This is a genomic window from Cohnella cellulosilytica, from assembly GCF_042431195.1.
Lineage (GTDB): Bacteria > Bacillota > Bacilli > Paenibacillales > Paenibacillaceae > Cohnella > Cohnella cellulosilytica.
In genome coordinates, this window is the sequence record NZ_JBHMDN010000007.1 from 1 (window position 1) to 25,922 (window position 25,922).

Below are 25,922 nucleotides of genomic sequence, written 5' to 3' on the forward strand. Positions count from 1 at the left end.
CAGCAAGCACGTCAAAAAACGCCTCCTGTCCCACATGAACTCGCAAAATTACCGAGTGGGAGAGAAGGCGTTGTGTTTAGCCACAGTTAATCGACGGCTTCTGCCAGGCCGTTACGCAGGCCCATTCGGGCAGATGCCCGCTTTTAGCGGTCTGCCAGGCCGTTACGCAAGCCCATTCGGGCAGATGCTTGGTCAGCCGTACAAAAAAAAGACCAATCGGATTTCTCCGATTGGCCCAGCCTGCCGCAGCGCGGTTTTCCCGGTCGTCCGGGGGATCAAGCGAATCTGTAATACAACAGCACGTAAGTCGCCAGCACGAGCAGGAAATTCAGCGCCACGAACACGATTCGCTCCAGCTTCGTCTTATGCATCTCGACCGGAGGCTTGTAGAAGCTCACGCCTTCGATGATGAACAGCGCCAGTACGATATGGATCATAAAATGACCGACGATCTCGACGTAGCCGAACAGCATCGTCGTCATAATGAAGATCAGCGTAAGCACGATGGACAGCAGCCGGTTCAAAATGCCGACGACGAGCAAATAGCCGACAACGAACTCGACGAACGCGGCGAGCACGACGAACACCGCCGGATCGAAGCCAAAGGTCGGCACGCCGTGATGCTCGATAATGTCCAGGCTCATCGCCGGGTAGATCCATTTCTCCACCGCCACCCAGCACAAGGACAAGCCCGTTCCCAGATACAGCAGCGGGAACGACCATTTCTGCATCGGCGTGCGATAGAACCCGAGCGCGGCGGCGATCGCCAGATAGAAGCCGTAGTCCAGCATGTGGAACAGGCCGTACTCGCCGATATAATAGACATAAAGCCCGAACAGAACGATCGAAGCCAGCTTGACCGACCAATGGTGCGGAATGAGCAGGAGCGCGATCGTCGCCCAGACCGTCAGCTCCAGCGCCCCCGCCGGAGGCGCGAACTCGGGAGCGAACAAGCCGCCCTCCAGCAGCGCCCACAACAAGGAGATTGCCGTTCCGTATTGCAAAATATGGAACGACCACGGCCTCAGCTTCTCGAGCCCGTTGTCCAGCTTGTCGAGCGCGCCGATTTTCATGATCGAGGGCAGCAGCTGCGTGAGCGCCGCCAGCAGCAGCGCCACGGCCAGCGCCGTGCCCGCGAATACGGGAGACAGCACATTATCCAGCGTCTCCTTGACCGGGGTCACATCGGTAAACCATTTTACGTGCGCGTAATTTATCATTCGTCGCTCTCCCCATGTCCGCTTTCCTATGAAAATCATACCAAATAAGCGGGGAACGAGTCTATTCTTTAGAAACGAAACCGTTCATGCCCGGTCGGGTTCATCGCCGCAACGCCCTCCAAAGCCAAAATCGCCTTCTTCATCTCCAGGCCGCCCCGGAATCCCGTCAGCGCGCCGTTGGACCCGACAACCCGGTGACACGGCAGCACGACGGGCAGCGGATTGCGTCCGATCGCGGTCCCGACCGCCCGCACCGCCGAAGGCTTGTCCATCGCCTCGGCCATTTGCCCGTACGTCCACGTCTTCCCGTACGGGATCCGCTGCAGCGCCGCCCATACGCTTCGCTGAAACGGCGTTCCCCGCACGTCGAGCGGAACGTCGTCGAATTCGACCGGCTCTCCGGCGAAATAACGCTCCAACCGGTCGATGATCCCGAATTTGGCGAAAAGCTCGGGATTCTCCGGAAGCCGGGAGTAATCTTCGGTAAACCCCGCCTGCTCGGCCACCTGCGGGGGATAGATCAGCTCGCTGATCCCTTGCTCGGTCGCTACGAGCGTCCAGGGCTGAGCGAATCCGATAATCGTCTGCCGATAGCGGTTATCGTCGTTCATTGGATGTGCCTCCTTTATTTATGGCGCGAAATTCCGAGGGAGAGATGCCCGTTTTCTTGCAAAACCAGTACGTAAAGTAAGACGGACTGCCAAAGCCGACAGATTCGCCGATCTCCGCGACGGGATCGTCGGTGGCGAGCAATCGCTCCCGCGTATGCTTCAGCCGGGTTTGCTCGATGCTCTCCTGCGGGGAAAATCCCCTCACCTTCTTGTACACCCGCTGAAGATGATAAGGGCTCATCGCAAGCGAGGCCGCCAGCCTCGTCAGCGTCAGCTTCTCGCCGTAACGCGCCTCGATCAGGGCGTCCACGCACTTGGCCAGCGCCGCATCCGGCCGGAGCGGTCCGTTCTCGTGCGGCCGGCATCGCTTGCACGGCCGGTAACCCGCGCGAATCGCCTCCTCGAGCGAGCGATAGAAAACCACGTTGCTCGCGAGCGGAGTTTTCGCCCGGCAAGTCGGCCGGCAAACGATTTTTGTCGTCTTGACCGCCGTATAATAAATGCCGTCGTAAGTCGTTGCCCGATTGACGACGCCTTCGTAAACAAGCTTAAACAGCTCCGGATCCATCTCTTCACCTCGCATCCTCCTTAGTATAAGGCAAAATGAAATTCATGAGTACGGAAGAGCAATAGGAGAGCAACATTTCGACAGCGGCCCTGCCGCAACAACAGGATTCCCCAACCGAATGCCCGACACTCCGGCCCCCGCGGTCCCGAACCCGATTCCGAACTCATTCCCGAACTCCGCCTTGACAAGCTGATCTATATTTAGTAAGATAATATCTTATAGAAGTTGTGACCCTCTGATTTTTCTGCGTTATGGGATCTATTCCTCCGTTTCCCCACACATTCCTTATTTCATCTAAATGAACGGCTGCTGGAAGGAAACACGAATTCTCACTGGCGCGGCCATGGAGCCGTAAGAGCGATAGAGAGGTAGGGCTATCGTTGTTTTCGTGATAGTGAATCAGGAAGATCGCGCGGTTGCGCTTCAATAACAAAGGGGCCGTTCCGCCAAGCTGTGCGCTTGGGGAACGGCCCCGTCCAATTTCGGTCAGTGTCCGATGATGATCGGCGCCTCCGCGTTCGCGGCGGCTTCGCCTTCCTGCCGCTTCGGCTTGCGGAGCAGCAAGCCCAAAGCCGCGCCCGCCACGGCGATGAAGACGAGAATAAAGAACGTATGGCCGAACGCTTCCGCGAAGATCGGCAGATCCGGAGCCGGCTTCTGCTGCGCGACCATCAGATCCTGCATCCGCGTGGTCGAGATCGTCGTCAGCACGGCGACCGCGAACGACATCATCACCTGCTGCGCGGCGTTCGTCAGCGAAGTGACGCGGCCTACGAGATTCAGCGGAGCGGATTGGATCAGATGCGTATTCAGCGGCATCATGAACAAACCCATTCCCGCGCCGAGCAAGCCGAGCGGAAGCATAATCGCCAGCTTGCCGTCGTCCGCCGAAATGTTGGACAGCAGGAAAGCCGCGACCGTCGTAATCGCCATGCCGACGATCACGAGCGGGCGAGCGCCGAAGCGGTCGGACAGCTTGCCGCCGATCGGCATGAACAGACCGGAGGCGAGCGCCTGCGGCAGCATCATCAAGCCGGCTTCCATCGGAGAGTAGCCTTTGGCCTGCTGCAGGAACAACGGCACGAGGAACAGCGTTCCGAACAGTGCGATCTGCGACACCCACTGCACGATAATGCCCTTCGTGAAGTTGCCGGAGCGGAAGACGCGAAGCTCGAGCAGCGGATTCGTCTTGCGCAGCTCCGTCACGATGAACAGAATAAGCGCGATGACGCCGATGCCGATGCCGATTACGGTCGGAAGCTCGGTCCACGTGGACTTCCCGGTCATCGGGTCGATGCCGCCTTCGGATACGCCGTAGACGAGCGCCGCGAAGGCAAGCGGCCCCAGAATCATGCCGAGCCGGTCGAGCGAAGCCACCGCTTGGCGGCCGATATTCGGCAGCGTGCGAATGCCGAGCAGAATTCCGATCACGCCGATCGGCAGATTGATCAGGAAGATCCATTCCCAGCTGTAATATTCGACGAACCAACCCGCCAGTACCGGGCCGAGCGCGGGCGCCAGCAGAATCGGGACACCCATCATTCCCATGACCGCTCCGACCTTGCTCGGCGGAGCGAGCCGGTACACGAACGCCATCGAGATCGGCACGACTACGCCGCCGCCGATTCCCTGCAGAATCCGAAACGCGATCAGCATCTCGACGCTTGTCGCCAGCGCGCACAGCAGCGAGCCGATCGTGAACAGTCCGATGGAGATCAGGAACACCCGCTTCGCGCCGAAGCGGTCGGACAGCCATCCGGCCAGCGGAATGACAGCCGCTTGCGCGAGCGCGTAGCCGATGACGGTCCATTGAACGAGCGTCAGGTTGGGCAAATTAAATTCCTGCTGCAGCTTGGGCAGAGCGACGTTAACGGCCGTACCGTCCAGAATAACCATGAAAATTCCGATAATGATCGCGACCAGCGGGCCCAGAATGCTGCGCACCGAGATCGCGTTGTCCGCCGTTTCCGGCGCTTGAGGGGAAGACATATACAACCTCCTATCCGAATGGAGAGGTTTTCGCTGCGCAATCTCTCTCGTCCATTGACCGCCGCGGAGCTCGGCGATACAATAGAAGCATATGGACGCTGCAAGGAAAACCCGTAACTAAACCGGACAATTGTCCGTTTAATTTCGATGTTACCGGACAATTGTCCGGTTGTCAACATACGGGAGAGCGATTTTATTCAGATTAGCGAGGTGACGAATCGTGGCCGATAGACGGGAACGCAGAGACGCGGTCGAGAATCGTCAGCTTATCCTTCAGACCGCCCACGAGCTGTTCAGCGAATACGGCGTACAGCCGGTCAGCATGCACCAGATCGCCAAGTCGGCCGGAATCGGACAAGCGACGCTGTATCGGAAGTACGCCCATAAAGGCGATCTGTGTCTGGATATGCTGCACGAATACGGCAATAAGCTGATCGACGAGATCGGAGATTACTTGGAACGCAGCGAGGGAGAGCCGGCGCGGGAACGGCTTTCCGTCATCCTGGGCTATTGGATCGACACGATCGAGGACAAGGCGGAGCTGCTGCTCGAGACCGAAGCGAAGACGAACTGCGTCGACGACCGGGGCAACTTCTTTCATTCCCCGATGTACCGCTATTCCCGGAGTAAAATCTCGGAGCTGCTGACCGAGATCGCCTCCGGCGAAACGGAGCCGCCTTTCGATCCGGACCTCGCGGCCCACGCGATGATCTGCTCGCTGTCCCCGATCGGATATTTCCAGATCAAGAAGGAGCGGGGGTACAGCCGCGAACAGCTCAAGGAGCATTACCTCCGGCTGTGCCTGCGCGCGGTGGAGGCGCCGGCCCCCGGCCGTCATTAACTCCCCCGCTTATGTCAAAGGCCGAGCCCTGGCAGATTTCGTTCTCTGCCGGGGCTCGGCCTTTGTTTACGCTCCGAAAGTGCTCTTCTGGCGCTCGCGCCACAGCCGGGCCTTCCGTTCGGCCACGATAAGGGCCGCCGTCACGGCTTCGACGAGGAACACCGCGCCCAGCACGTCCATAATGACGTGCTGCTTCACGAACAAGGTGGACAGAATAATCAGACTGGACATCCCCGTGATGAGCGCGACGTTCCGCTTGTTGCGGAACGAACTCGTCCAGATCGCCCTCATGACCATGTAACTGGAAAAGCAGTGGATGCTCGGGAAGCAGTTAAAGGGCTGATCCCGATTGTAAATGTAGCGCATCAGCATCGAGACCGGATCGTCTCCGACGACGAAAGGACGTGCGACCGTCGTCTGAAAAACCGAATAAATCAAATAGCAGAGCAGCGCGCTGATCGCGTAAGTCATCAGGTTTCGGTAATAGACGTTGATGTCCTTCTTGAAGAAATAGAACAAACAGACGTAAATGTAGAAAATCCAGATCGAATACGGCAGCGCGAACCATTTCACGAACGGGATCGTCCCGTCCACCGCGGTCGCCAAGCTGTATACTTCCTGGTTCTCGATGTCGTTCGTCAGCGCGTACATCCATCCGAGAACCGGGAACATCAGCATGAGCAGCAGCGGCGAGTATTTTTTCCAATCGGCCTTAATAAGGTTCACGCCCTTACCCCCCATTCTATATCTATAGCGCCAACCTTCTATTCATGCTTGGGCAAGTGACTCACATAGCTGTTCGAAAGCCGCAGAAGCTCCAACGCCCGGTCGTACTCCTCTTTGGAGGCGTCGAACTCCTCCGACCGGCCGCCGTCGAAAGGATAGCCGACCCCGTCCTCGTAGTTCAGGCCGGGAACGAAAATGCCTTTGCCGTTTACGAACGAGCCCGAAGGCAAATAATATCTTTGCGGCAGCAAATTGTCTGTCTGGTTGAGCAGATCCTGGCCGAAGTGAATATGTCCTTTAAGCGAGACCCCCAGCAGGTTCGCGATCGTCGGGAACAAGTCCGCCTGCCCCCCCACCTGGGGAAGCACCTGCGGCTCCGTCACTCCGGAAGCGGCAACGATCAGCGGAATGTTCATCATCTCGGAAAATCCGTACTCGTAGCCGTAGATTTCTTCCATCAGATTCTTCTCGTGATCGGTAAGCGAGTAGATGGGCAGTCCCAGATGGTCTCCGTAAACGACCAGCACCGTGTCGTCCCACAGGCCGTTCTCCTTCAGCCTGTCGATGAACTGGCCAAGCGCGTAATCCGTATAGTTCTGAGCCTGGATGTAATCGCCGACGAGCGTATCCCGATAGCGCTCCGGAAGCTCAAAGCGGATTTTGCGATCCGGAATGTTGAACGGATGATGGGAAGACATAGAGATCACTTGAGCGTAGAAGGGCTTGCCCGTCTGGCTCATCTTCAGCAATTCGTCGGCCGTCTTCTTGTACAACACTTCATCCGAAGAGCCGAAGAACACCAGGTCCTCGTCTCCGAAAAATTCGGCGTCGTAATAGCGGCCGAAGCCGAGCCCCTTGTACAGCTCCTTGCGGTTCCAGAACTGGACGTCGTTCGTATGGAACGTCGCCGTATTGTAGCCATGCTCCGCCAGCTTCCGCGGCATGCTCGGCAGCTCGAGGCCGCCGTACTCCTGCGCGGCCGCGCCGTACTGGGGAATGTAGAAGGACGTGTTGACGACGAATTCCGCATCCGACGTATTTCCCTGGCCGACCTGCTGATAGAAATGCGGAAAGTAGAAATTGTCCTTGGCCAGCTTGTTCATGACCGGCGTAATTTCCTTCCCGTCGATGGTGCGGTCGATCAGGAAATTCTGGAACGCCTCGAGCTGAAGCACGATGACGTTCTTTCCTTCGGCCGCTCCCCAATAGAGGGGAACCTCGGGCTCCCGGACGCCTTTCAACTCGGCGATCGTCTCCTCGGTCACCTTGCTCGGGTCCTCGATCTCTTGCGTGGAGCTGGCGATGACCGCATAGGCCTCGTAATTCAGAATTCCCATGTTCTCGGCCTGCTTCAGCTCGTTAATGCTGTCGCTGTGGGTCCAGACCGTGGCGACGCTGCCGATCAGGGAGACGGCGAATACGACGGAGACCAACGCGCCGGATTCCCTTCTCGCCAAGGTTTTGGTCCAGCTTCGAAACCTGCGGCTGGCATACAGGAGCAGCAGCACGACAATATCGGTATAAATGAACAGGAAGTACGGATGCAGCAGGGAAAATACGCTTCCTTTCACTTCCGTGACCTGGTTGACCTGCTGCAGCGCATGATACGTCACAATGACGCCGAAGTATTTGTAATACATAATGACGGCGAAATAGATCGACGTGACAACGACGTCCACCGTCAAGTACGCGGCCATCTTCCGTCTCGGCACAAGCCATTCGATCAGGCAGAACAGCACCCAGACGGACGGAATCCCCGTCGCCAGCTGCAGCCACATCGAGGCTCCGTCGAATACGACTAGCCGAGCCAGAAGGATTTTAAGCACCATTATGAGAGAGAAAAAAACGAACGGCTTGGAAAGCCATACTCTCCATCTTGAAGCTTGCATTCCCGTTCACCTCCGAACCTTACTTATTATACAAAATGTTAACTGGGCGTTAAAGCCTTACATGCAGGAAGATCACCTAAAGGTTGGCTAAAGAAATTCGATTCGCGTATAATGCAACCATAAACTTTGAAAGGGGAACGACCCCATGGCGATTGCCTATACGAGATCCTATGATCATATTCTGGACGACTTGTCCCGGGCTCTGACGACGGTGCCGCAATTTTACGAAGCGTTCGAGATGGAGGAGACCGACTGGAGCGAGCTGACCAAGGACGAGCGGGAAGTGTGCGTTCGGACGCTCGCCGACGACCTGTTCTATCTGCTCGGCTCCGAGCCGTCCGCGGAAGTCGGGCTGGGCACGGCGGAATACGATTCCGGCCACGCGATCATCAAGATTACGGCCGACTCCCAGCTCGTCCACGTCATCGCCTTGCGCGAATAAGCGCGTAGCTCTCCCGGATGCGGCCGAACTGAAAGGCCAGATAGAGGAAGAACAGCGTCAATACCGCGCCGATGCCGACAACCGAATGGTTGACGGGCACCTCCATCCGCCTGAGCGTCAAATACAGGAACAGGCCGACGACCGTCAGCGCGTTCTCCACGAAGTTCTGGACGGCGATCGTCCGGCCGGGTCCGACCAGAGCCTTGCCCTCCTCCTGGAGCATCGTGTTGAGCGGGATCAGGAAGATGCCGCCCATGACACCCGTGAAGAACAGAAGCGTGACCGTCAGCCACAGCTCGTGCGTAAAATTCGCGGCCATGACCGCTCCGACCATCGCGATGCCGTAGAAAAATCCGCGGTACAGCCGCCCTTCGGGCACCAGCCTCGGCGTCAGCCAAGCGCTTGCCACGACTCCGAGCGCCGTAACCCCGATGATCAGCGATTGCTGGTCGGTATCCACGATGCCCAGATTCAGCGGAAGCCAGGCGATCAGCGCGATTCGCAGCACCGACGCCGTCAGCCAGAACGCTCCCGTGCCGATCAGCGAGAAGCGGCTTCTGCGGTTGCGGAACAGCTTGAGCGTATCCCGGAAAAACTGTCCGGAGGCTTCCCTGTAGCGAATGTCGGGATTGCCCGGCTTAACCGGCACGAGGAACGTCATCGCGAGCGACAGCAAATAAATGAACAAGCAGACGAGAATGGCCGGCAGATCGGACCGGGCGGCCAGGAAGCCGCCCGCCACCGTTCCGAGCAGGATGGCGAGAATCGTCGAGCCTTCCACCTGGGCGTTGGCTCTGAGCAGCTCCCCCTCCGACTTCGTGAGCTCCGACAATATTCCGTATTTTCCCGGCGAGTAGACGACGGCGCCGACGCCGACGAAGAAATAGCACAGCGCGGGAGGCACTCCGACGAGCAGCAGCGTAATGCCGGTCGCCTTCATGACGTTGCCGAGCAGCAGCACGCGCGATTTCGCTTTCTTGTCCGCGAACGCTCCGACAATAGGCGCCAGCACGACGTAAGCGACGAGAAACGCCATTTGTATGTAAGTGACCGTGCCGTCGGGATCGGCGGCCCCCTCCCGCTTGACCAGACCCACGATCAGGAAAAAGTTCAGATTGTCCGCGAATGCGCTTAAAAATTGCGTCCATACGACCGTATTGAGCGGTTTTATTTTTTTGAGAAGAGCGAACAAAATTTTCCATCCTTTCGTATCAGCCCCCTTATTATACTCCTTCCCCCTTGAATGACAACAATGAAGCCACAGGCCTTGCCCGAAGACTCCCGTTCAAGCGCTCCGAACGACGGCCCTCTCTTGCCGGCGGCCGATTTCCCCCGTCCCGCCGAAGGCGGCAGGCTCGGTCCGGGGACACGGATCGAACGACCCCCATCTGATTCTCCCCGCCCATGCGGAACGGAGCTTCCGCACGCAGCGGCCGCTCCGGCCGGAATTTCGCTCCTCAAGACCTACGCAAAACGCATCTTAAGACCGCAACCGCCTTGTTCCACTTAGTCTCCCCGGCCGTTCCCAACCCGCTCCCGAATGTGGTTAGCTTATTAAGGCGTCTGCCAGGACAAATTAGAAACGGGAGGATCTTCATGCGTCGTTTTACGTTTTTCATTATTTTAGCCGCACTCATCGGCACGGGAAGTTCGGCCTATGCGCAAGGAGCCGGCACTAGTCCCTTCACCGACATCCGGGGGCACTGGGCCGAGGAGACGATCGCGGACATGGTGTCCAAAGGCATTCTCGACGGCTATCCGGACGGGACGTTCCGTCCCGACGCTCCCGTGAAGGTCGATCAATTCATCAAGATGCTCGTATTGTCCTATACCGACCTGCACCAGAACGGAGAGCGAAGCTGGAACGCCCCGTTCCTGCAGAGCTTAAGCGCGGAGAACCAGACGATTCTGAAGCAGGATTACCGCTACTTCGACTTCAAGCCGGCGACAACCGGATATTGGGCCAAGCCTTATATCGACGTCGCCAGCGATCTGCACTTTCTGAATCGCAGCCGCTACAATGACTTCCAGGACGATATGACACGGGAAAATGTTGCAGAGGTGATCTATTACACGCTTCAGGAAACGGAGTTTTTGGAGGATTCGCAGTTCAGCCGGCAGCTCGCGCAGGCTTACGGAGATTTGATGAGCGCCACGGAGCGGGAGCAGAAGTTCATCGCCGAGGCGTTGGTCAAAGGCATCATGCAGGGTTATCCGAACGGGTATTTCGGCGTCGGCGACAAGGTCACCCGCGCGCAGTCTCTCGTTCTGCTGAACCGGTTGACGGAGAAGAGCAATCGCATCACCGTAACGAACGGGGAGAACAACGACCTCCAGCTCGCCGTTCCGACGGTCGGAGGAGGTCAACGGACCGTCGTTTTCCCGGACGGCAGAATGCGCGACGCCTACGACGTTCTCAAGCAGGCGGGAGCGCTGCGGGGCTCCAATCACGATCTGCTGGATACGAAACTGAGACTGTTCAAGGACCAGAAGGAAAAAGACGCCGTCCTGTCCGCCGCCAATTCGGACAAGACGCCGGAGGAAACCGCGCTGTGGCTCGATCCCCAATACAATACGTACGGCATTACGATCCGGCTGCGCGAGGGCACGCTGGCGCGCAATCGGGAGGCGATCGAGTCGTTCGCGAACTATTTGTTCGGCTACAACTCGGCGACATTCCGCGACCGCTTCGACGACATTTGCGGCAAGGTCGAGTCCGGCGCCAAGGTCGCTTCCCAGCAGCTTGAGATCGGGGACGACAAAGTGGACGTCCTGGTCGACCTGACGGGCAAAACCGTCATTTTCTCCATCACTAAAAAAAGCGTGTAACAAGCAAAAACGCGTTCGCCGTCCTTAGGACGACGAACGCGTTTTTGTCGGAGACAATACAGACCATGATAAAGGTGAACCTGATAAACTCTGTATCGTCAAAAAAGACGGGGCTGGCTCCCCAAGTACAGAGAGTCGTACCGAACGATGATCGATGATGTAAGTCGCATCTATCTCCTTCCGCTGCAAGGTATCCCACACAATGACGTTAATTTCGAAGCTTATTCCGATTACTTTGCGGGGAGATAGATGCTTCTTTTTTCCCCGATCCTCTTGTACGACTTGACTTGGGGGACAGCCCCGCCTTTGTCTATCAGGACAATTCCCGAAGGGGCTCAGGCCGGAGACCGAGCCCCTTCCTGCGCGGCCGCCAGCAGACGTCCGATCTCCGCCTGGATGTCCTCCGGCTCGCTGGAGTAGTTGTACATGCCCAGGAACGTCTCGGTCGCCTGGCGATCCGCGCCGATGAGCCGGTAAGCCGCCGTCATCTCTTCCGGAACGGGCACGTTCTTCGTAAACTGGCAGCCGAGCCAGAAGCGGGACATCAGCTTCTCCTCCATCGCCGATTGATACGCTTCGCCCATCGACGCCGCGTTGGAACGCCATTCCTCCGGGGCGTGCCGGGACAAAATGTCCGCCAGCAGCCGCGCTCCGAACAGCGCGTCGTGCATTCCTTGGCCGACGCAGGGGTCCTTGAAGGTCAGCGCGTCGCCCAGCAGCGCCCATCCTTCGCCCATGCCGACGTACCAGTCGTTGTCATAGCCGTGAAGACCTCGAATCGGCTCGACGAACCGGGTGTCCCCGAACCGCTCCGCCAGCGTCGTATGCGCGAAGCCGTCCTCGATCAATTCCCGAAAGCCCGCTTCCGGATCGGCTTTGAACCGGGCGATGCGCGGAAAGTCGACGAGCGGGAACATCCCTCCGACGACGAACTGGTCGTCGCTGGTCGGGAAAAGAATCGCGATTTTGTCCCCGTTTTTATAAAACTCAACGTGCGCCTCCCCTTCCTGCCGGAATCCGGACACGTAACCGGTATAGGAGGCGTAATCGGTAGGGAGCGAGATTTTGCGCTCGCTTCCGACCCATTCCCTGATCTTGGACAAGCGGCCGTCCGCTCCGACGACGAGCCGGGCGCGAAAGCTCTCCGTCCGTCCTTCTCCGTCCCGGCGCCGGCCTTCCACTCCCGCGACCGCGCCGTTCTCCCGGATAAGCGAGGTCACCTTAAACCCTTCGATAGCCGTCACTCCCGGTTGATTCGCCGCGTGCTCGAATAAAATATGGTCCAAATATTTGCGCCGAACGCACAGGTTGCCCTGAATCCCGTTCGTCTCCGGAAACAGTCCGTCGATTACCGCGCCGTCGAAATGAACGTGCCCTCTGCGATAAATCCGGGTGTTCGTCCGCAGAACGGCCTCCAGTACGCCCATCTCCCGCAGCATGCCCAGCGAGTTGCCGAACATATTGTGCGTGGACAGCGTATCGCTTGGAAAGGTCGCCCGATCCAGAAGCAGCACCTTGCATCCCGCCTTGGCCAAGTAATAAGCCAAGGAAGCGCCCGCCACCCGGGCCCCTACCACAATCGCGTCGAAGCTCATCGTCTTCTCTCCTGTCCTTCCCGTCCTTGCGGACGGAATTGTCTTCCATCCATCGTAGTCGCGGACGAAGTCATATGACCAGTCACCCCGGTCACCAAGACGGTCATGAGCGCCGTGCAGGCAGCTTTGCCGGAAATCTCGCAAACAAGCAAAGGGGCTGTCCCATAAGCGAATCAAGTTGCTTGGAAAAATAATCGATACTAACGGTGCAAGGGGTATGTACCTCCTTCCGATGCTATACGCTCCTGAAATCTGAATAGGTAAACCCGTTAATGGGTGATTTCAGGAGCGTATGAGGCATTCTCCAGGAGGCACATACCCCTCTTTATTTATCGATTATCTTAAGCCACTCGGCTTATGGGACAGCCTCTTTGTCGGAGACGATTCAGGATAAGAATAGCAAATTTTATACTTTCCGAATCCCTAAAAAAAGACCCCCAACGTTTCCGTTGGAGGTCTTTCAGCGGCGTGTTAAACTTACAGTTTAACTACGTTTTCCGCTTGCGGTCCGCGGTTGCCTTGAACCACGTTGAATTGGACGCGTTGACCTTCGTCCAAAGTCTTGAAGCCTTCGCCCGTGATCGCGCTGAAGTGCACGAATACGTCGTTGCCGCCTTCAACTTCGATGAAGCCGAAGCCTTTGTCCGCGTTAAACCATTTAACTGTACCCTCTTGCATGTATTTCACCTCCAAATACGGATGCCTCATGAACTTTTTTATTCATACGAATAAAAAATTCACACAACGGCAGGGTTAACTTCAAAATGATAACCCTTTCCATTTTGTGAATTCAGGTCACGATTTCGATAGTCTTTACTATAGCAGGTTCCCGCTAAAAAAGCAAACTTATTCTTCTGTCTGAAATTCATTATATCCAACTTTGTTTCCTCCTATAAGCAGGCGAGCGATTTTTCGGCGAAATTGCGCGGGAGGAACGCGGGTTAAAGCCTTCCTATCCGACAAGAACAGGCCCCCCCTCCTCATCGAAATGTTCATGCCGTATCCGCGGATCGCCCCGATCCGTTATACTGACAATAGGAAACGGAGTTGAGATGAACATGTCAGCAGAGAGCAAAGTCGTTCGCTCGGTTTGCCCTTTCGATTGTCCCGACACGTGCAGCCTGCACGTCACCATGGAGAACGATAAGATCGTATCTATAAACGGAAATCCCGATCACCCGGTTACGCAAGGCGCGATCTGCAACAAAGTCCGCCATCTGCACGAGCGTGTGTACCATCAAGACCGCGTGCTTTACCCGCTGCGCCGGACGGGTCCCAAGGGAACGCACGAATTCGAGCGCATCACCTGGGACGAAGCCTACTCCGAGATCGTCTCCAGACTGGAGAACGCCATTGCCGCCAAGGGAGCGGAAGCGATTCTGCCCTACAGCTTCTATGGCAACATGGGCATTCTGAACGCCGAAGGGATGGATCGGCGCTTCTTCCATCGGCTTGGCGCGAGCCAGCTGGAACGGACGATCTGCAACGCGGCCGGAGCCGCAGGCTACCGTTATACGATGGGCGCGTCCGCGGGCACCGATCCCGAGACGACGATCCATACGAAATACGCTCTAATCTGGGGCTGCAATCTCGTATCGACCAACATGCACCAGGTGATGTATTTGACCGAAGCCCGCAAGCGCGGAGCGAAAATCGTCCACATCGACGTGCACCGCAACTGCACCTCGGCCTGGGCCGACGAGTTCGTGGGCATTCTGCCGGGAACCGATACGGCGCTGGCGCTCGGCATGATGCACGTGCTCATCCGGGAAAAGCTGACGGACGAGCGGTTTATCGCGGAGCATACGAAAGGGTTCGAGGAGCTTGCCGCCCAAGCCGAGAAATACCCGCCGGAGCGGGTCGCGGAAATTACCGGCGTCCCGGCGGAGACGATCGTCCGGCTCGCCCGCGAATACGCGGGGACGACGCCGTCGTTCATCCGCATCGGCAACGGCCTTCAGCACCACGACAACGGCGGCATGGCGATTCGCACGATCTCCTGCCTGCCCGCCCTGATCGGTCAATGGGGAGTTCCCGGAGGCGGGGCGATCAAGGGCAACAGCCACTATTCCGCGGTTAATTCCGCCGCGCTGGAGCGCCCGGACCTGCTGCCCGACCGCAGCGTCCGGTCGATCAATATGAACCGGCTGGGCGAGGCGCTGCTGGAGGCGGAGCCGTCCGTCGACGTGCTGTTCGTCTACAACAGCAATCCCGCCGTCGTTGCGCCCGATCAAAACCGGGTGCGCCAAGGACTGATGAGAGACGATCTGTTTACGGTAACGCACGACCTGTTCCTGACCGATACGTGCAAATATGCCGACATCGTACTGCCCGCGACGAGCCATTTTGAGAACCTGGATCTGTACTCGTCCTATTGGCACCTGTACCTGCAGCTTCACGAACCGATTATGGAGCCCATGGGCGAGTGCAAATCCAATTTCACTTTGTTTAGGGAGCTTGGGCTGCGGATGGGATTCGAGCCGGAGATCTTCGATATTACGGAGGAAGAAATGATTCGCCAGGCTTTGGCGTACGACAGTCCGTTCCTGGACGGTCTGACGTATGAGGAGCTGCGGCGGGAAGGCTCGGTGAGGATGAAGCTGGATCGATCGTCTCTCGCTCCGGGCAAGCTGCCGACGCCTTCCGGCAAAATCGAGCTCAGCTCCGAACGGATGCAGCGCGCGGGACTGCCGCCGGCGCCGGAGTTCGCTCCGCTGCTGGAGCCGGAGGAATTCCCGTTCCTGCTTGTCACCGGGCCGAACCACAGCTTCCTCAACTCCACCTTCGCCAACCAGGAGCGATTGAAGAAGCTGGAGAAGGAGCCCGTCGTCGATATGCACGCCGAAGACGCCGCCGCCCGAGGCATCGCGCACGGAGATCGCGTGCGAATGTGGAACGGGCGCGGCGAGGTTCGTCTGAAGGCGAAGGTTGCGGGCAACGTGCTGCCGGGCGTGCTCGTCACGCAAGGATTGTGGTGGGAGCACGGCAACGACGGCGTACAGGCCGTCAACGCTCTGACCTCGCAGCGTCTGGCCGATATGGGCGGCGGAGCGACGTTCTTCTCCACGCGGGTCGACGTCGAGAAGCTATAGCTTCACGACGTTTCGGCCCTTGGACTTGCCGGCGAGCATGACGGCCATCGCCGCGGGAACGTCGGCGAGCGCGATTTCCGACGACAGCTCGTGCAGCTTGACGGGCCGGTATTCGGACGCCAGCAGCTCCCACGTCCTTCGTCTGGCCGGCATCGGAACGAATACGGAATCGATGCCGATCAGCCGCACCCCGCGCAGAATAAACGGGAATACCGTCGCCGGCAGCTCGGTGCCCCCCGTCAGTCCGCTGGCCGCGACGGTTCCGCCGTATTTCACGCCGCCCAGCACCGCGGCGAGCGGCTTGCCGCCCACGCAATCGACGACGCCCGCCCAGCGCTGCTTGTCCAGGGAGCGGGGAACGGCCGGCGTCAGCTCGCCCCGGTCGATGACGCTTGCCGCTCCGAGTCCGAGCAGCTCGTCCTTCGCCTCCGGCTTGCCCGTGCTGGCCGTCACTTCATAGCCCAGCTTGGAGAGAATCGCCACCGCGACGCTGCCTACGCCGCCGGTCGCTCCGGTCACCAGCACCGGCCCGCCCTCCGGAACGACCCCGTTGTCCCGCAAAGCCTGAACCGACAGCGCCGCCGTGAAGCCCGCCGTTCCGCAGATCATCGCTTCCTTGAGCGTCAGGCCGTCCGGAAGCGGGACCGCCCAGTCGGCCGGAATACGCGCGTATTCGCCGTACCCGCCGAAATGGGTGACGCCGAGCCCGTAGCCCGTCGCCAAAATTTCCTCCCCTTCCCGGAAACGGCCGTCCTCGCTGGAGACGACGGTGCCGGCCAGATCGATGCCGGGGACGAACGGATAGGTTTTCACGACGTTGCCGTCCGGAGCGGCGGCGAGCGCGTCCTTGTAGTTCAAGCTGGAATAGGCGACGCGCACGAGCAGCTCTCCCGGCGGAAGCTGATCCGCCGACAGCCGTCTTATCTCGCATTTAACCCCGTTAACCGTTCGATCCGCGACCAGAGCATTGAAGGCCTCCATGTCCGTTCCCTCCCCAGGCTTTTAGTCTTCTCCCCTCAGCTTAAGCCAGCTCGGGCTTGGGCACAAGAACCGAATGCTGCGCCACCGTATGAAGATCGCGCCAAATCCGGTTGATCGGGTGATGCTCCATCAGCACGGCCATGCCGAGCAGCGGAAAAATCGCATGCGCATACGCTAATACGTTTCTGGACAATTGCTGGCAAACCCGTCCGACTTCGGCCTGCTCCGATTCCGGCATTTCGCCGTTCGCGAGGAAGGCGTCCCACGTCCGCTCCACCGTCCCGTAAAACCCGGCCGCGTCCGCCTCCAGCTTCGTTTCCTGCCCGGCAATCGCGCGCTCCGCTCCTTCGGCTCTTCCCGACTTGGCCGCATCCCATTCGGCGCGTTTCGAAGCGACGAACGAGCGGGCCTCCGCGAGAAAATGCCGGCAAATACCGAGGCATACGGCCGCAAACGACGTCTGCGCGAACGGCAGAAACGGATATCGGAAAATCGGATCGTCATAGTTGGGCGGGCTGATAATGCTGAAGGTGCGCTCCTCGGGCACGAACGCGTCGTTCACCGCCATCGAGTGGCTATCCGTGCCTTTTAAGCCGAACGAGTTCCAATCGCGAATCATGCGGACTTGATCGGGCAGAAAAGCGAACGAGCGGATTTCCGGCTCCGAATCCGCGCCCCGGTCGATGCGGCAGTTGGCCGTGTACAGGCTGGCGAACGTCGAGCCGCTGCAATATTTCCACTGGCCGTCGACCCGATAGCCTCCTTCGACCGGGAGGGCGACTCCGTTCGGATGCCCGCTGCCGGCCACGACCGCGTTCGCCGGACCGAACAGCTCCCGCGCCTGGTCGGGCGGCAGCGCCGCGGAGAAAAATCCGCCGCCCGACCCGATAGTCACGAGCCAGCCAAAGCTTCCGTCGAGCTCCGAAGCCTCCGCGAAGACGCGCAGCGCCTCGGGCAGCGACAGCATCAAGCCGTTCAGCTCCTCCGGCACGAACAGCTTAAACAGCTTGGCCGCGTAAATGCCTTCAAGCGCGTCTGAAGGCAGCGTCGTTCCTTCAGGCAAGCCCGCGTATCGTTGGGCCGCAAGCGCGAGCGGCTCCGGGATTCTCCCCGTTGCCGCCGCAGTCGGCTGCCGGGCTTGCGTTTCTGTTCCGGTTGAACTTCCCGCTGCCATTTCCTTTTCCGTTCCCGTTGTTTCGGATCTCGCCACCGTGAATTCCTCTTTTCTTCCCTCGCCTATTTTTAAAGCGGATTTTTTAAGTAATCTCTATAAACCAAATTTTCCGCGAGACGTCCCGCCCGGGAGCCTGCGGCATGCCCTCTTCCGCCCTGCATGCCAAGCGGCCGCCGGACACCCCCTATTGGACGGGATTGACCCGGACGGCCGCTTGTTTGCCGCTGAGCTGGATGCCGGTCTCCTTGCGCCCGACTTCCGCCAGCTCCTTCAGCAATTGCTCCAGCAATTCCTTCGCCCGTTGGCCTTCCTTGCCTTGAATTTTCACGACGAACTGCACCGCGTCGCCGGAGGCGAGCAGCTTCTCCGCCTGGCGCCGCTTCGTCTCGTAATCATGATCCTCGATATGGGGCGTCAGACGAATTTCCTTTACCTTCGCAGGCTGCGCGGCTTTGCGCTCCTGCTGCTTCTCCTTGGCAGCCGTCTGCTTGGCCGTCCCCCGCGGCGTCAACCGGCACGGAGGCGGGCTGCTCAGCAGCGAGGTGCACACCAAATCCGCCTTCAGCTCGCGCGCCAGAGCCAGAGCTTCGTCTCTGGAGACAATGCCCAGTTCCTCTCCGTCCACTCCCGTCAACCTCACCTCGGAAGCTTTTATTTTCTCGTTCATGATCAGCATGGCTTTCATCCTCTTCTCTCATCGCACGTCGGCAATGCCGACGTACGGCCACTGGGTTCCCAGCGCAAACGACAGTCCGAACAAGGCGGCCGCCGCGGCTCCGAAGACGATGTCCCGGTAGCTGAACCCGATAATATAATAATAGGTTCTTCGGGCCTGTCCGGCAAACCGCTTCGCCTCCATCGCGACCGCGATCCGGTGCGCCCGGCGGATGCTCTGCGCGAGCAGCGGTATCGCATAGCGGTGCCACGTCCGATGCAGCGTCTTCAGCCGGCCCTGCTTCTTCATTCCCCGGATCTTCAGCGCGTGGCGCAGCGTCTGGAACTCCTCGGCGAGAATCGGGAGCATGCGCATCGCGGCGAGAAAGCTGTAGGCGTATTTCGGCGGCAGCTTCGCCTTCTGCATCAGCGCGTAGAACAGGTCGACCGGACGCGTCGTCAAGCCGAACAGCAGGCCGACCGCGGCCATGCTCAGCGCCCTGAAACCGAGATGCAGCCCGCGGTAAAAGCTTTCCTCGGTAATGTTCACGATGCCCCACGAGTACCACGGCGTCTCCCCCGTTCCGAAAAACATCATGCCCGTCGTCGAGGAGACGAACACGAGCAGGAACGGAGAAGCGTACAGCAGCAGCCTGCGCCACGGATGGCCCGACCAGAGCAGCAGAAGCATGGAGCCGGCCGCCACGTTCGCCATGACGCTGAAGTCGTGAATGAGAATGACCGCGAAGAACCAGAGGGAAAACAAGACGAGCTTCACGACGGGATTAACGCGATGCAGCCATGTCCGCTTGTGCGGAAAGGTCAATTGCATCGGCCAGCCTCCCTTCCCGGATGCGCCAGATGGCCGTGCAGCAGCGGTCCGCGATTCGCGAATCGTGCGTCACCATCACAATCGCCATCCCTTCCGAGCGAAGGCGCTCCAGCAGCTCCAGCATGGCGAACGTATTGCGCGCGTCCAGCCCGAACGTCGGCTCGTCGAGCAGCAGCAGCCGCTGGCCGCGGACGATGGCGGAAGCGACGCTGAGCCGCCTCTTCTGTCCCATCGATAATTGATAGGGATGGCGGCTCGCGAATTGGGCCAGCTGCAGCTCCTCCATCAGTCTCTCGCTTCTCTCGCGCCGCTCTTCCGCTCCCACCCCGTCGACCAGCAGCGAATATTCGACCTCGTCCCGAACCGTATAGGTTACAAATTGAAACTCCGGATTCTGGAAAACAAAAGCCGCATGTTCAGCCAGTTGCTCCGTCTTCCGCAGCTCCCGTCCCGACACTCTGCACAGCCCTTCCGTCTTGATCAGGCGCATGATCGCGAGCAGCAGCGAGCTCTTGCCCGCTCCGTTATCGCCCATAACGGCGATCCAGTCTCCCGGCTTGATCTCCGCCCGCTCGACCTCGATGACCGGCTTCGTTCCTCTCAGCCCGCGATAGTTTCGGAGCTCGACAATCGGCCGGTCCGAGGGCTCGGAATTGATCTTCCCCCTCCGCCTGCCCGGCGCGCGATCGCGCTCCTCCCAAATGCCCGGATACCAGATTCCGAAGCGGTCCAGCTCCGATTGATAGTGCGTGAAGATTTCTTCCGCCGAGCCGTCCGCCACGATCTCTCCGTCAGGTCCCAGAACGACGATCCGGTCGAACAGATCGGCGACGCCTTCGATTTTGTGCTCGACGGCGATCAGCGTCCTGCCGCTTGCGACCGAACGAATCGTCCGCCACACCTGCTCCGTGCCTTCTTCATCGAGCAGCGCCGTCGGTTCGTCCAGGAACAGCACCTCCGGCTCGGTCGCCAGCGCGGTCGCGATCGCCAGCCGCTGCTTCATTCCTTGCGAGAGAGTCTGAATCGGCGCATGCGGGTCGGGCAGGTCGAGTCCGACCTGCCGCAAATGCCGGGAGATGCGGTCCGGCATCTCCTCGCGCGGCACCAGCAGGTTTTCCAGCACGAAGGCGATTTCCTCGTCCGCATAGGGCATGCAGAACTGCGTTTCCGGATCTTGAAAGACGAAGCCCCAACGCTCGGGCACGACCGTCTCGTCCGCGAGCATCGGCACCTCGATCGAGCCGGGGATGAGCCCGCTCAGCACCTGCAGCAGCGTCGACTTGCCGCAGCCGCTCGGCCCGAGCAGCAGCGTATGCTCCCCCTTGCGAAACGAAAGAGAAACGCCCCGGAACAACAGGGCGTCCTCTCCCGCGAACTTCAGCTTCAGATTGGCGACTCCGGCCGCGATAACACCGGGCCGCTCCGCCGTCGGCGTTGGCTCCGGGGAGTCGGCTTCCGGTGCGGATGCGCCGGAAACAGTCGACTCCGGCGAGGGGGCCGTCGGCGGAGTCGACGCGGAAACGCCGGGCAAGACCGGCGACGAAGCGTCCGCGGCATGCGCCGGCGCGGAGCCGCTCACGGCGCCCGCAGCAGCCGTGTTCTTCGTCATGTCCGGTGAAGCGCGTCGTAGTCCTGCTTCGAAGCGGGACGCAGCCCCTTGGTCACTCCCGTCAGCTCCAGCGCCTTGGACAGCGAATAAGCGAGGATGCCCGCGATGACGATGCTGCCGATCAGGCGCAGCCCGATGAACAGCGTATAATTCCACGCCGTGAGCCGATCGATGTAGCCGTAGCCGAAATCCAGCACCAGCGACCCGGCCGCCGCGCCGATCGCCGCCAGCGATGCGACCCATACCGAGAAATTGCGATACAGGAAGACGGCGAATACGATCTCGGCTCCAAGCCCCTGCAGCAGTCCGTACCACAGCGTCGAAATTCCCCATTCGCTGCCGAGCAGCGCGCTCACGCTGGCCGCCGCGACCTCGGCCAGCACCGCCGCACCAGGCTTGCGGATAATGAGGAACGCAAACGTCCCGGCGAGAAACCACATGCCGTACGACAGCTGCTCCGCATGCAGGCCGAGCGGCTTGAAGACGTCGTACATCGGCCCCCATATTTTGTAGACGATGCCGAATACAACCGCAATCACGATCGTGACCAGAATATCGGTCAATTTCAATCCCCGGGACCTCGTCCCTTGTCCTTGTCCGGCTTGCGCCATACCCTCAACACTCCTTCTCCCGAATGGTATAAATTGCTTCTTGAACGCTCAGAAGGGCAATCAAGCAACAAAGTCTCCCGGGCCTCCGCCGGCGCGCAATTCAAAAAGCCCGCCCTTAACAAGCAGGGCAGGCTAGCGCACGGCATCCGAAGATACGCGACCAAAGTTGTCTCTACGCTGGCATTACCCAGATCAGATCGACGGTCAGCGGCATACGGCCGCAATCTCAGCCTGACTTCATCAAGCACCCGTTTCTTTGCGATTCAATTATCTATAACTTATCTTATGCGGACGATTTTGACAATACGCGATTGAGCCGATCCGCCGGTCCGCTTCCGCCGTCCCCGACTCTTTCGCCTTATTACGGCTGAGGTCCGAACAGCTCGCGCAAATAATCTCTTCGACCATGCAGAATGCGATGGATAATCACCGTATCTTCTACGAGCCTGTAAAAAATCAAATAAGGAGGTGCGACTATAAAGCGATATCCCCGCTGTATGAGAGGATAATCATCGTCCGACAATACCGCCCCCCTATCGGGAAATTCGGCCAACGAAAAGATTTGACGGTTGATTTGCTCCAGGAGCTCTTCTGCTGCCGATAAATTGTTCTCTGAAATATAAGAGAAAATCTCATCCAAATCGTCAACTGCGGCAGGAGTGTATTTTATGCTACTCTTTGACCGCATTCAGCTTCCTCCGCATGCGGGTCATCACTTCCTCGTGATCGACTAGTTCCTCTCCCTCCGCAACCTGCTTCTCAGCCACCAATAGCTTAGATTGCAATTTAATGCGGGCCTCCATGCGTCGATACGTTTCATGACTCATCACGACGAGATCCGCTTCGCCGTTACGAGTCAGAATCACAGGCTCATCCAGTTCATGACAGTATTTTGAAAATCCATTGTAATCCTGACGAATTGTCGTAGAAGGTTTAATATTCATTCGCCACACCTCACATACATAGCATTATTCTAACGATATTATATCATTAAAATAAATCCTCAATCCATTTTTCAGCTTGGAAAAAGTGAAAAGACGATCATCATTACCGTCCGCCACTGCCTCGCCCTGCTATTTTCCGGCTTGCCGGTAGAGCTCGCGGCTTTTGTAGCCGGCCTTCATAATCGCTTTCATCTCATCCCGCCGCTTCGCCTGCGTCTCCTCCTGCTTTGCGCTGTATACGTAGCGGGCCCAATCTTTGCGATAACCCGGCGTAAGCGATTGATAGAAGGCCAACAAATCGGGAGAATCGGCCAAGTCCCGCTCCACGCTCGGAATCAAGGCGACGTAATCGTCCACCCGCTGGCTCGGCTGCGACGATCTTGGAGCCGCCTTCCCTTTGCCCGCCTCTGCGTCCGCCTTAAAGCCGACGACGGTGAACACCTCGTCCAGTCCGACCATCCTCGCGAATTTGACGGAGCTTCCCGCGATATACCCTTCCTCGTCGGCGCCGAGTCCCGGGAACAGATCGTCGCGGTGAATAGACGTCGCGTACTTTTTATTGCCGAGCTTCGGATAAGCGGCGAACAAATAACCGTTCGGGCGGAGCGCCCGCTCGGCGACGACTCGTTCGACAAGGCTCTTTAATTCCGCCATATCCAGCGTAAAAGCGAAGATCAGATCGTATCCTCCGTCTTGAAGCGAAGTATCGTACCCCGTCAATTCCGCGAGATAATCCGTCTCCTCCGGTTGGTTCAAAATCGCGACCCGATCGTATTTGCGCAAGCCCAGCTTATCTACGATTGTTTTCGGCATGGCTTCATCCTCCAGGCGATTATCGGTCTGTACGATCATTATAGCCGATAACCCCCGCCCGATAGAGCCCTATAGACGGACGACATTCAAATTATCTGCCCGTTTGACTCTCCAGCATGCGGAACGTTCCCGTTCCGTACGCCAGCAGCTCGCCGTCCTCCGTTCTGACGCGCGCTTGCGTCGTGGCCGTCCTGCGGGATAAGTGTACGATTTCCGCTTCTACCAAAATTCGGCCCGATCGGACGGGCGCGACATAGTTCAGGTTCAAGTGCGTCGTCACGACGCCGGCGTTCGGGCGGGCAATCATCGCCGCAAGTCCCATCGCGGAATCGATCATCGTCGCGTGAACGCCGCCGTGCAGAATGCCGATCAAGTTCAGATGGCGGGGCTTTACGTCCAGCGACACCACAATCCGCCGTTCGTCCACCCTCTCGAACGCGCAGCCCACCCAGCCCCAGAACGTCAATTCAGCCTTCGCCTTCCACTGCTCCATTTCCGGAGGAAGCTCGACTTCCTTATCCGTCTCCATCCGTTCGTCCCTCCTCCCGTTTTCCAGACTGCTTCCGGATTAAGCCACGATCCTCGCCGTCCGGCCCGGCTGCCCGCAGAACCTCTTTTCCGTTTTCCGAAAAAAGAGCTCGCAGCCCCTCGCGAGAATAGCCCCCATGCCCCGGCCTTCCCCCTCACACGACGTACTTTTCCGCTTCGATCACCTTGGCCGCGATCCGCCGCTTCAATCCGATCGTATCGACTGCCGCGCGCCGCCCCAGCTTCTTCAGAATGGACAGCTGCGTCCGCAGCATGTCTCCCGACTCCATCGCCGCCAGCGCCTCCCGGGCCCGCTCCTCGACTTTGCCGAACCCCTCGTGGACGAAGACGGTCGTCATGTCGATCGCGTTGGCCGCTTTGGCTTCGCCGCTCCGGCCGATCAGCTTGCGGGCGCGCAGCAGCGCGCTTTCCATGGCGAACACGGAGATCAGCATATCGCCCAGATGGCTGAGCAGCTCCTGCTCCCGGTCCAGCTTCGTCTGATACTTCTGCACCGCCTGGGCCCCGACCAGCAGAAAAATCTTCTTCGCCATGGCGAGCAAATGCGTCTCCTGCTCCAGCGCCCCCTCGAACTCCCGGCCCGGCATTGGCTCCATCAGCTCCGCCTGAAGCGCCATCGCCCTCTGCATCAGCGGCAGCTCGCCCTTCAAAGCGCGCTTGAGCAGCGCTCCGGGAATGAGCAGGCGATTGATCTCGTTCGTCCCTTCGAAAATGCGGTTAATGCGCGAGTCCCGATAAATGCGCTCGATACGATACTCCTGGATGTAGCCGTAGCCGCCATGGATCTGCACGCCCTCGTCGGCGACAAAGTCGAGCGCCTCCGAGCCGAACACCTTGTTGATCGAGCATTCGAGCTGATATTCCGCAATCGCCTTGGCCGCCTGGAAGCCGACGTTGTCCGCGCCGTGATCGACCTCCGCCAGCCCTTCGTCGAACAGTCCGGCCGTGCGGTACACCATGCTCTCCAGCGCGAAGGAGCGGATATTCATCTCCGCCAGCTTCTTGCCGACGAGCGGGAACGAGGAAATCGGGCGGCCGAACTGCACGCGCTGATTGGCGTATTTGGCGGACAGTTCGATCGCTTCCTTGGCGGTTCCCAGCGTACCGGCCGCCAGCTTGAACCGGCCGATGTTCAAAATGTTAAAAGCGATCAGATGACCTTTGCCGGCTTCCCACAGCAAATTTTCCGCCGGCACCTTGACGTCCTCGAGAATGAGCGGGCAGGTGGACGAGCCTTTGATGCCCATCTTCTTCTCCTCTGGACCGATGCTGACGCCCGGCATCGTCCGCTCGACGATAAACGTACTGAAGTCGGTGCCGTTAACCTTAGCGTATACGATGAAAATGTCGGCAAAGCCCGCGTTCGTAATAAACTGCTTCGTGCCGTTCAGCACGCAGAACCGGCCGTCCTCCGTCGGCGTCGCCGTCGTCTTCGCCCCCTGCGCGTCCGAGCCGGAAGAAGGCTCCGTCAAGCAATACGCGGCCAGCTTCTCTCCCGAAGCCAGCTCCGGCAAATACTTGCGCTTCTGCGCCTCGGTGCCGAAATAGACGATCGGCAGCGTGCCGATGCCGACATGCGCCCCGGCGGACAGCGCGAAGGAGCCGGCCTTGGCGAAACGCTCGCCGATCAGCGTCGTGCCGACCTTATCCAGGCCGAGCCCGCCGTAGGCCTCGGGCACGTCCGCGCCAAGCAGTCCGGTCTCTCCCGCCAAACGCAGCTTCGCCACGGTCAGCTCGTAGTTCAGCTTTTCGATCGCTTCGTCATGAGGCGCGATCTCGGCCGCGACGAAATCGTCGGTCGTCTGCGCAATCATCCGATGCTCCTCGGTAAAGTCCTCCGGCGTAACGATCCGATCCGCATCGATATCCTCGATGATGAAGCCTCCGCCCAGCACTTTGCCCATCGCTTTATCTCTCCTTTGACTTGATCTAGTACGCCTCTCGCGACTTTGA

General features: G+C 59.0%; 24 protein-coding genes. 4 read left to right on the plus strand and 20 right to left on the minus strand.

Features of this window, described 5'->3' with window-relative positions:
* Positions 1–275: 275 nt before the first annotated feature.
* From ACFFT4_RS03135 to ACFFT4_RS03150, 4 genes are all read right to left on the minus strand, one after another.
* Positions 276–1,220, minus strand: coding sequence for a DoxX family membrane protein (locus ACFFT4_RS03135; RefSeq protein ID WP_378045011.1), 945 nt, complete (start codon positions 1,218–1,220; stop codon positions 276–278).
* Between the two features lie 68 nt (positions 1,221–1,288).
* Positions 1,289–1,831, minus strand: coding sequence for a methylated-DNA--[protein]-cysteine S-methyltransferase (locus ACFFT4_RS03140; RefSeq protein WP_378045012.1), 543 nt, complete (start codon positions 1,829–1,831; stop codon positions 1,289–1,291).
* On the minus strand, positions 1,818–2,399 hold the full coding sequence (locus ACFFT4_RS03145) for a bifunctional transcriptional activator/DNA repair enzyme AdaA (protein WP_378045013.1): 582 nt from the start codon (positions 2,397–2,399) through the stop codon (positions 1,818–1,820). Before ACFFT4_RS03145 ends, ACFFT4_RS03140 begins: the two co-directional genes overlap by 14 nt.
* A gap of 486 nt (positions 2,400–2,885) precedes the next feature.
* Entirely contained in the window at positions 2,886–4,388 is a 1,503-nt protein-coding gene (locus ACFFT4_RS03150) for an MDR family MFS transporter (protein ID WP_378045014.1), read from the minus strand.
* A gap of 220 nt (positions 4,389–4,608) precedes the next feature.
* Here ACFFT4_RS03150 and ACFFT4_RS03155 point away from each other — a divergent pair, with 220 nt between their 5' ends.
* On the plus strand, positions 4,609–5,229 hold the full coding sequence (locus ACFFT4_RS03155) for a TetR/AcrR family transcriptional regulator (RefSeq protein ID WP_378045016.1): 621 nt from the start codon (positions 4,609–4,611) through the stop codon (positions 5,227–5,229).
* Positions 5,230–5,295: 66 nt separating this feature from the next.
* Here the strand turns inward: ACFFT4_RS03155 and ACFFT4_RS03160 are convergent, their stop codons facing one another.
* Complete coding sequence (locus tag ACFFT4_RS03160) at positions 5,296–5,955, minus strand: phosphatase PAP2 family protein (RefSeq protein WP_378045017.1); 660 nt, start codon at positions 5,953–5,955, stop codon at positions 5,296–5,298.
* A gap of 38 nt (positions 5,956–5,993) precedes the next feature.
* Positions 5,994–7,844 carry an LTA synthase family protein gene (locus ACFFT4_RS03165; protein ID WP_378045019.1) on the minus strand — a complete coding sequence of 617 codons (1,851 nt, stop codon included), beginning with the start codon at positions 7,842–7,844 and terminating at the stop codon, positions 5,994–5,996.
* 145 nt (positions 7,845–7,989) lie between these two features.
* Between ACFFT4_RS03165 and ACFFT4_RS03170 the strand changes: the two genes are divergently transcribed.
* On the plus strand, positions 7,990–8,286 hold the full coding sequence (locus ACFFT4_RS03170) for a hypothetical protein (RefSeq protein WP_378045021.1): 297 nt from the start codon (positions 7,990–7,992) through the stop codon (positions 8,284–8,286).
* On the opposite strand, the gene lplT is transcribed toward ACFFT4_RS03170, so the two are convergent.
* Positions 8,267–9,478, minus strand: a complete 1,212-nt coding sequence (gene lplT, locus ACFFT4_RS03175; protein ID WP_378045023.1) for a lysophospholipid transporter LplT — start codon at positions 9,476–9,478, stop codon at positions 8,267–8,269. The genes ACFFT4_RS03170 and lplT overlap by 20 nt on opposite strands.
* Positions 9,479–9,882: 404 nt before the next feature.
* On the opposite strand from lplT, the gene ACFFT4_RS03180 reads away from it, so the two are divergent.
* Entirely contained in the window at positions 9,883–11,115 is a 1,233-nt protein-coding gene (locus ACFFT4_RS03180; RefSeq protein WP_378045024.1) for an S-layer homology domain-containing protein, read from the plus strand.
* A 335-nt stretch (positions 11,116–11,450) separates the two neighbouring features.
* Here ACFFT4_RS03180 and ACFFT4_RS03185 read toward each other — a convergent pair whose 3' ends face one another.
* The gene (locus ACFFT4_RS03185) at positions 11,451–12,710 is read right to left on the minus strand and encodes an NAD(P)/FAD-dependent oxidoreductase (protein ID WP_378045025.1); all 1,260 of its coding nucleotides are present in this window, start codon (positions 12,708–12,710) and stop codon (positions 11,451–11,453) included.
* A gap of 477 nt (positions 12,711–13,187) precedes the next feature.
* A complete protein-coding gene (locus ACFFT4_RS03190) occupies positions 13,188–13,388 on the minus strand; it encodes a cold-shock protein (protein ID WP_094043234.1) in 201 nt (66 codons plus the stop codon).
* Positions 13,389–13,768: 380 nt separating this feature from the next.
* On the opposite strand from ACFFT4_RS03190, the gene ACFFT4_RS03195 reads away from it, so the two are divergent.
* A complete protein-coding gene (locus ACFFT4_RS03195) occupies positions 13,769–15,802 on the plus strand; it encodes a molybdopterin-containing oxidoreductase family protein (RefSeq protein WP_378045518.1) in 2,034 nt (677 codons plus the stop codon).
* Here the strand turns inward: ACFFT4_RS03195 and ACFFT4_RS03200 are convergent.
* The 11 genes from ACFFT4_RS03200 to ACFFT4_RS03250 form a co-directional block, all read right to left on the minus strand.
* Positions 15,797–16,783 (minus strand): oxidoreductase, encoded by a 987-nt coding sequence (locus tag ACFFT4_RS03200; RefSeq protein WP_378045027.1) that lies wholly within the window; start codon positions 16,781–16,783, stop codon positions 15,797–15,799. The two genes, ACFFT4_RS03195 and ACFFT4_RS03200, sit on opposite strands and share 6 nt — an antisense overlap.
* A 40-nt stretch (positions 16,784–16,823) precedes the next feature.
* Positions 16,824–17,993: an acyl-CoA dehydrogenase family protein gene (locus ACFFT4_RS03205; protein WP_378045029.1), complete on the minus strand. Its 1,170-nt coding sequence runs from the start codon at positions 17,991–17,993 to the stop codon at positions 16,824–16,826.
* 148 nt (positions 17,994–18,141) lie between these two features.
* The gene (gene infC / locus ACFFT4_RS03210; RefSeq protein ID WP_378045520.1) at positions 18,142–18,633 is read right to left on the minus strand and encodes a translation initiation factor IF-3; all 492 of its coding nucleotides are present in this window, start codon (positions 18,631–18,633) and stop codon (positions 18,142–18,144) included.
* Positions 18,634–18,651: 18 nt separating this feature from the next.
* The gene (locus ACFFT4_RS03215) at positions 18,652–19,443 is read right to left on the minus strand and encodes an energy-coupling factor transporter transmembrane component T family protein (protein WP_378045031.1); all 792 of its coding nucleotides are present in this window, start codon (positions 19,441–19,443) and stop codon (positions 18,652–18,654) included.
* Complete coding sequence (locus ACFFT4_RS03220; protein ID WP_378045032.1) at positions 19,397–21,052, minus strand: ABC transporter ATP-binding protein; 1,656 nt, start codon at positions 21,050–21,052, stop codon at positions 19,397–19,399. The genes ACFFT4_RS03215 and ACFFT4_RS03220 overlap by 47 nt, the downstream gene beginning before the upstream one ends.
* Positions 21,049–21,663 (minus strand): ECF transporter S component, encoded by a 615-nt coding sequence (locus ACFFT4_RS03225; RefSeq protein ID WP_378045033.1) that lies wholly within the window; start codon positions 21,661–21,663, stop codon positions 21,049–21,051. Before ACFFT4_RS03225 ends, ACFFT4_RS03220 begins: the two co-directional genes overlap by 4 nt.
* A 361-nt stretch (positions 21,664–22,024) precedes the next feature.
* Positions 22,025–22,351: a type II toxin-antitoxin system RelE/ParE family toxin gene (locus ACFFT4_RS03230; protein ID WP_378045035.1), complete on the minus strand. Its 327-nt coding sequence runs from the start codon at positions 22,349–22,351 to the stop codon at positions 22,025–22,027.
* On the minus strand, positions 22,335–22,607 hold the full coding sequence (locus ACFFT4_RS03235; RefSeq protein WP_378045037.1) for a type II toxin-antitoxin system Phd/YefM family antitoxin: 273 nt from the start codon (positions 22,605–22,607) through the stop codon (positions 22,335–22,337). The genes ACFFT4_RS03230 and ACFFT4_RS03235 overlap by 17 nt, the downstream gene beginning before the upstream one ends.
* Before the next feature lie 129 nt (positions 22,608–22,736).
* Positions 22,737–23,420, minus strand: coding sequence for a YdeI/OmpD-associated family protein (locus ACFFT4_RS03240; protein ID WP_378045038.1), 684 nt, complete (start codon positions 23,418–23,420; stop codon positions 22,737–22,739).
* 91 nt (positions 23,421–23,511) lie between these two features.
* Positions 23,512–23,949, minus strand: coding sequence for a PaaI family thioesterase (locus ACFFT4_RS03245; protein ID WP_378045039.1), 438 nt, complete (start codon positions 23,947–23,949; stop codon positions 23,512–23,514).
* 154 nt (positions 23,950–24,103) lie between these two features.
* On the minus strand, positions 24,104–25,873 hold the full coding sequence (locus tag ACFFT4_RS03250; protein ID WP_378045040.1) for an acyl-CoA dehydrogenase FadE: 1,770 nt from the start codon (positions 25,871–25,873) through the stop codon (positions 24,104–24,106).
* Between the last annotated feature and the right edge of the window lie 49 nt (positions 25,874–25,922).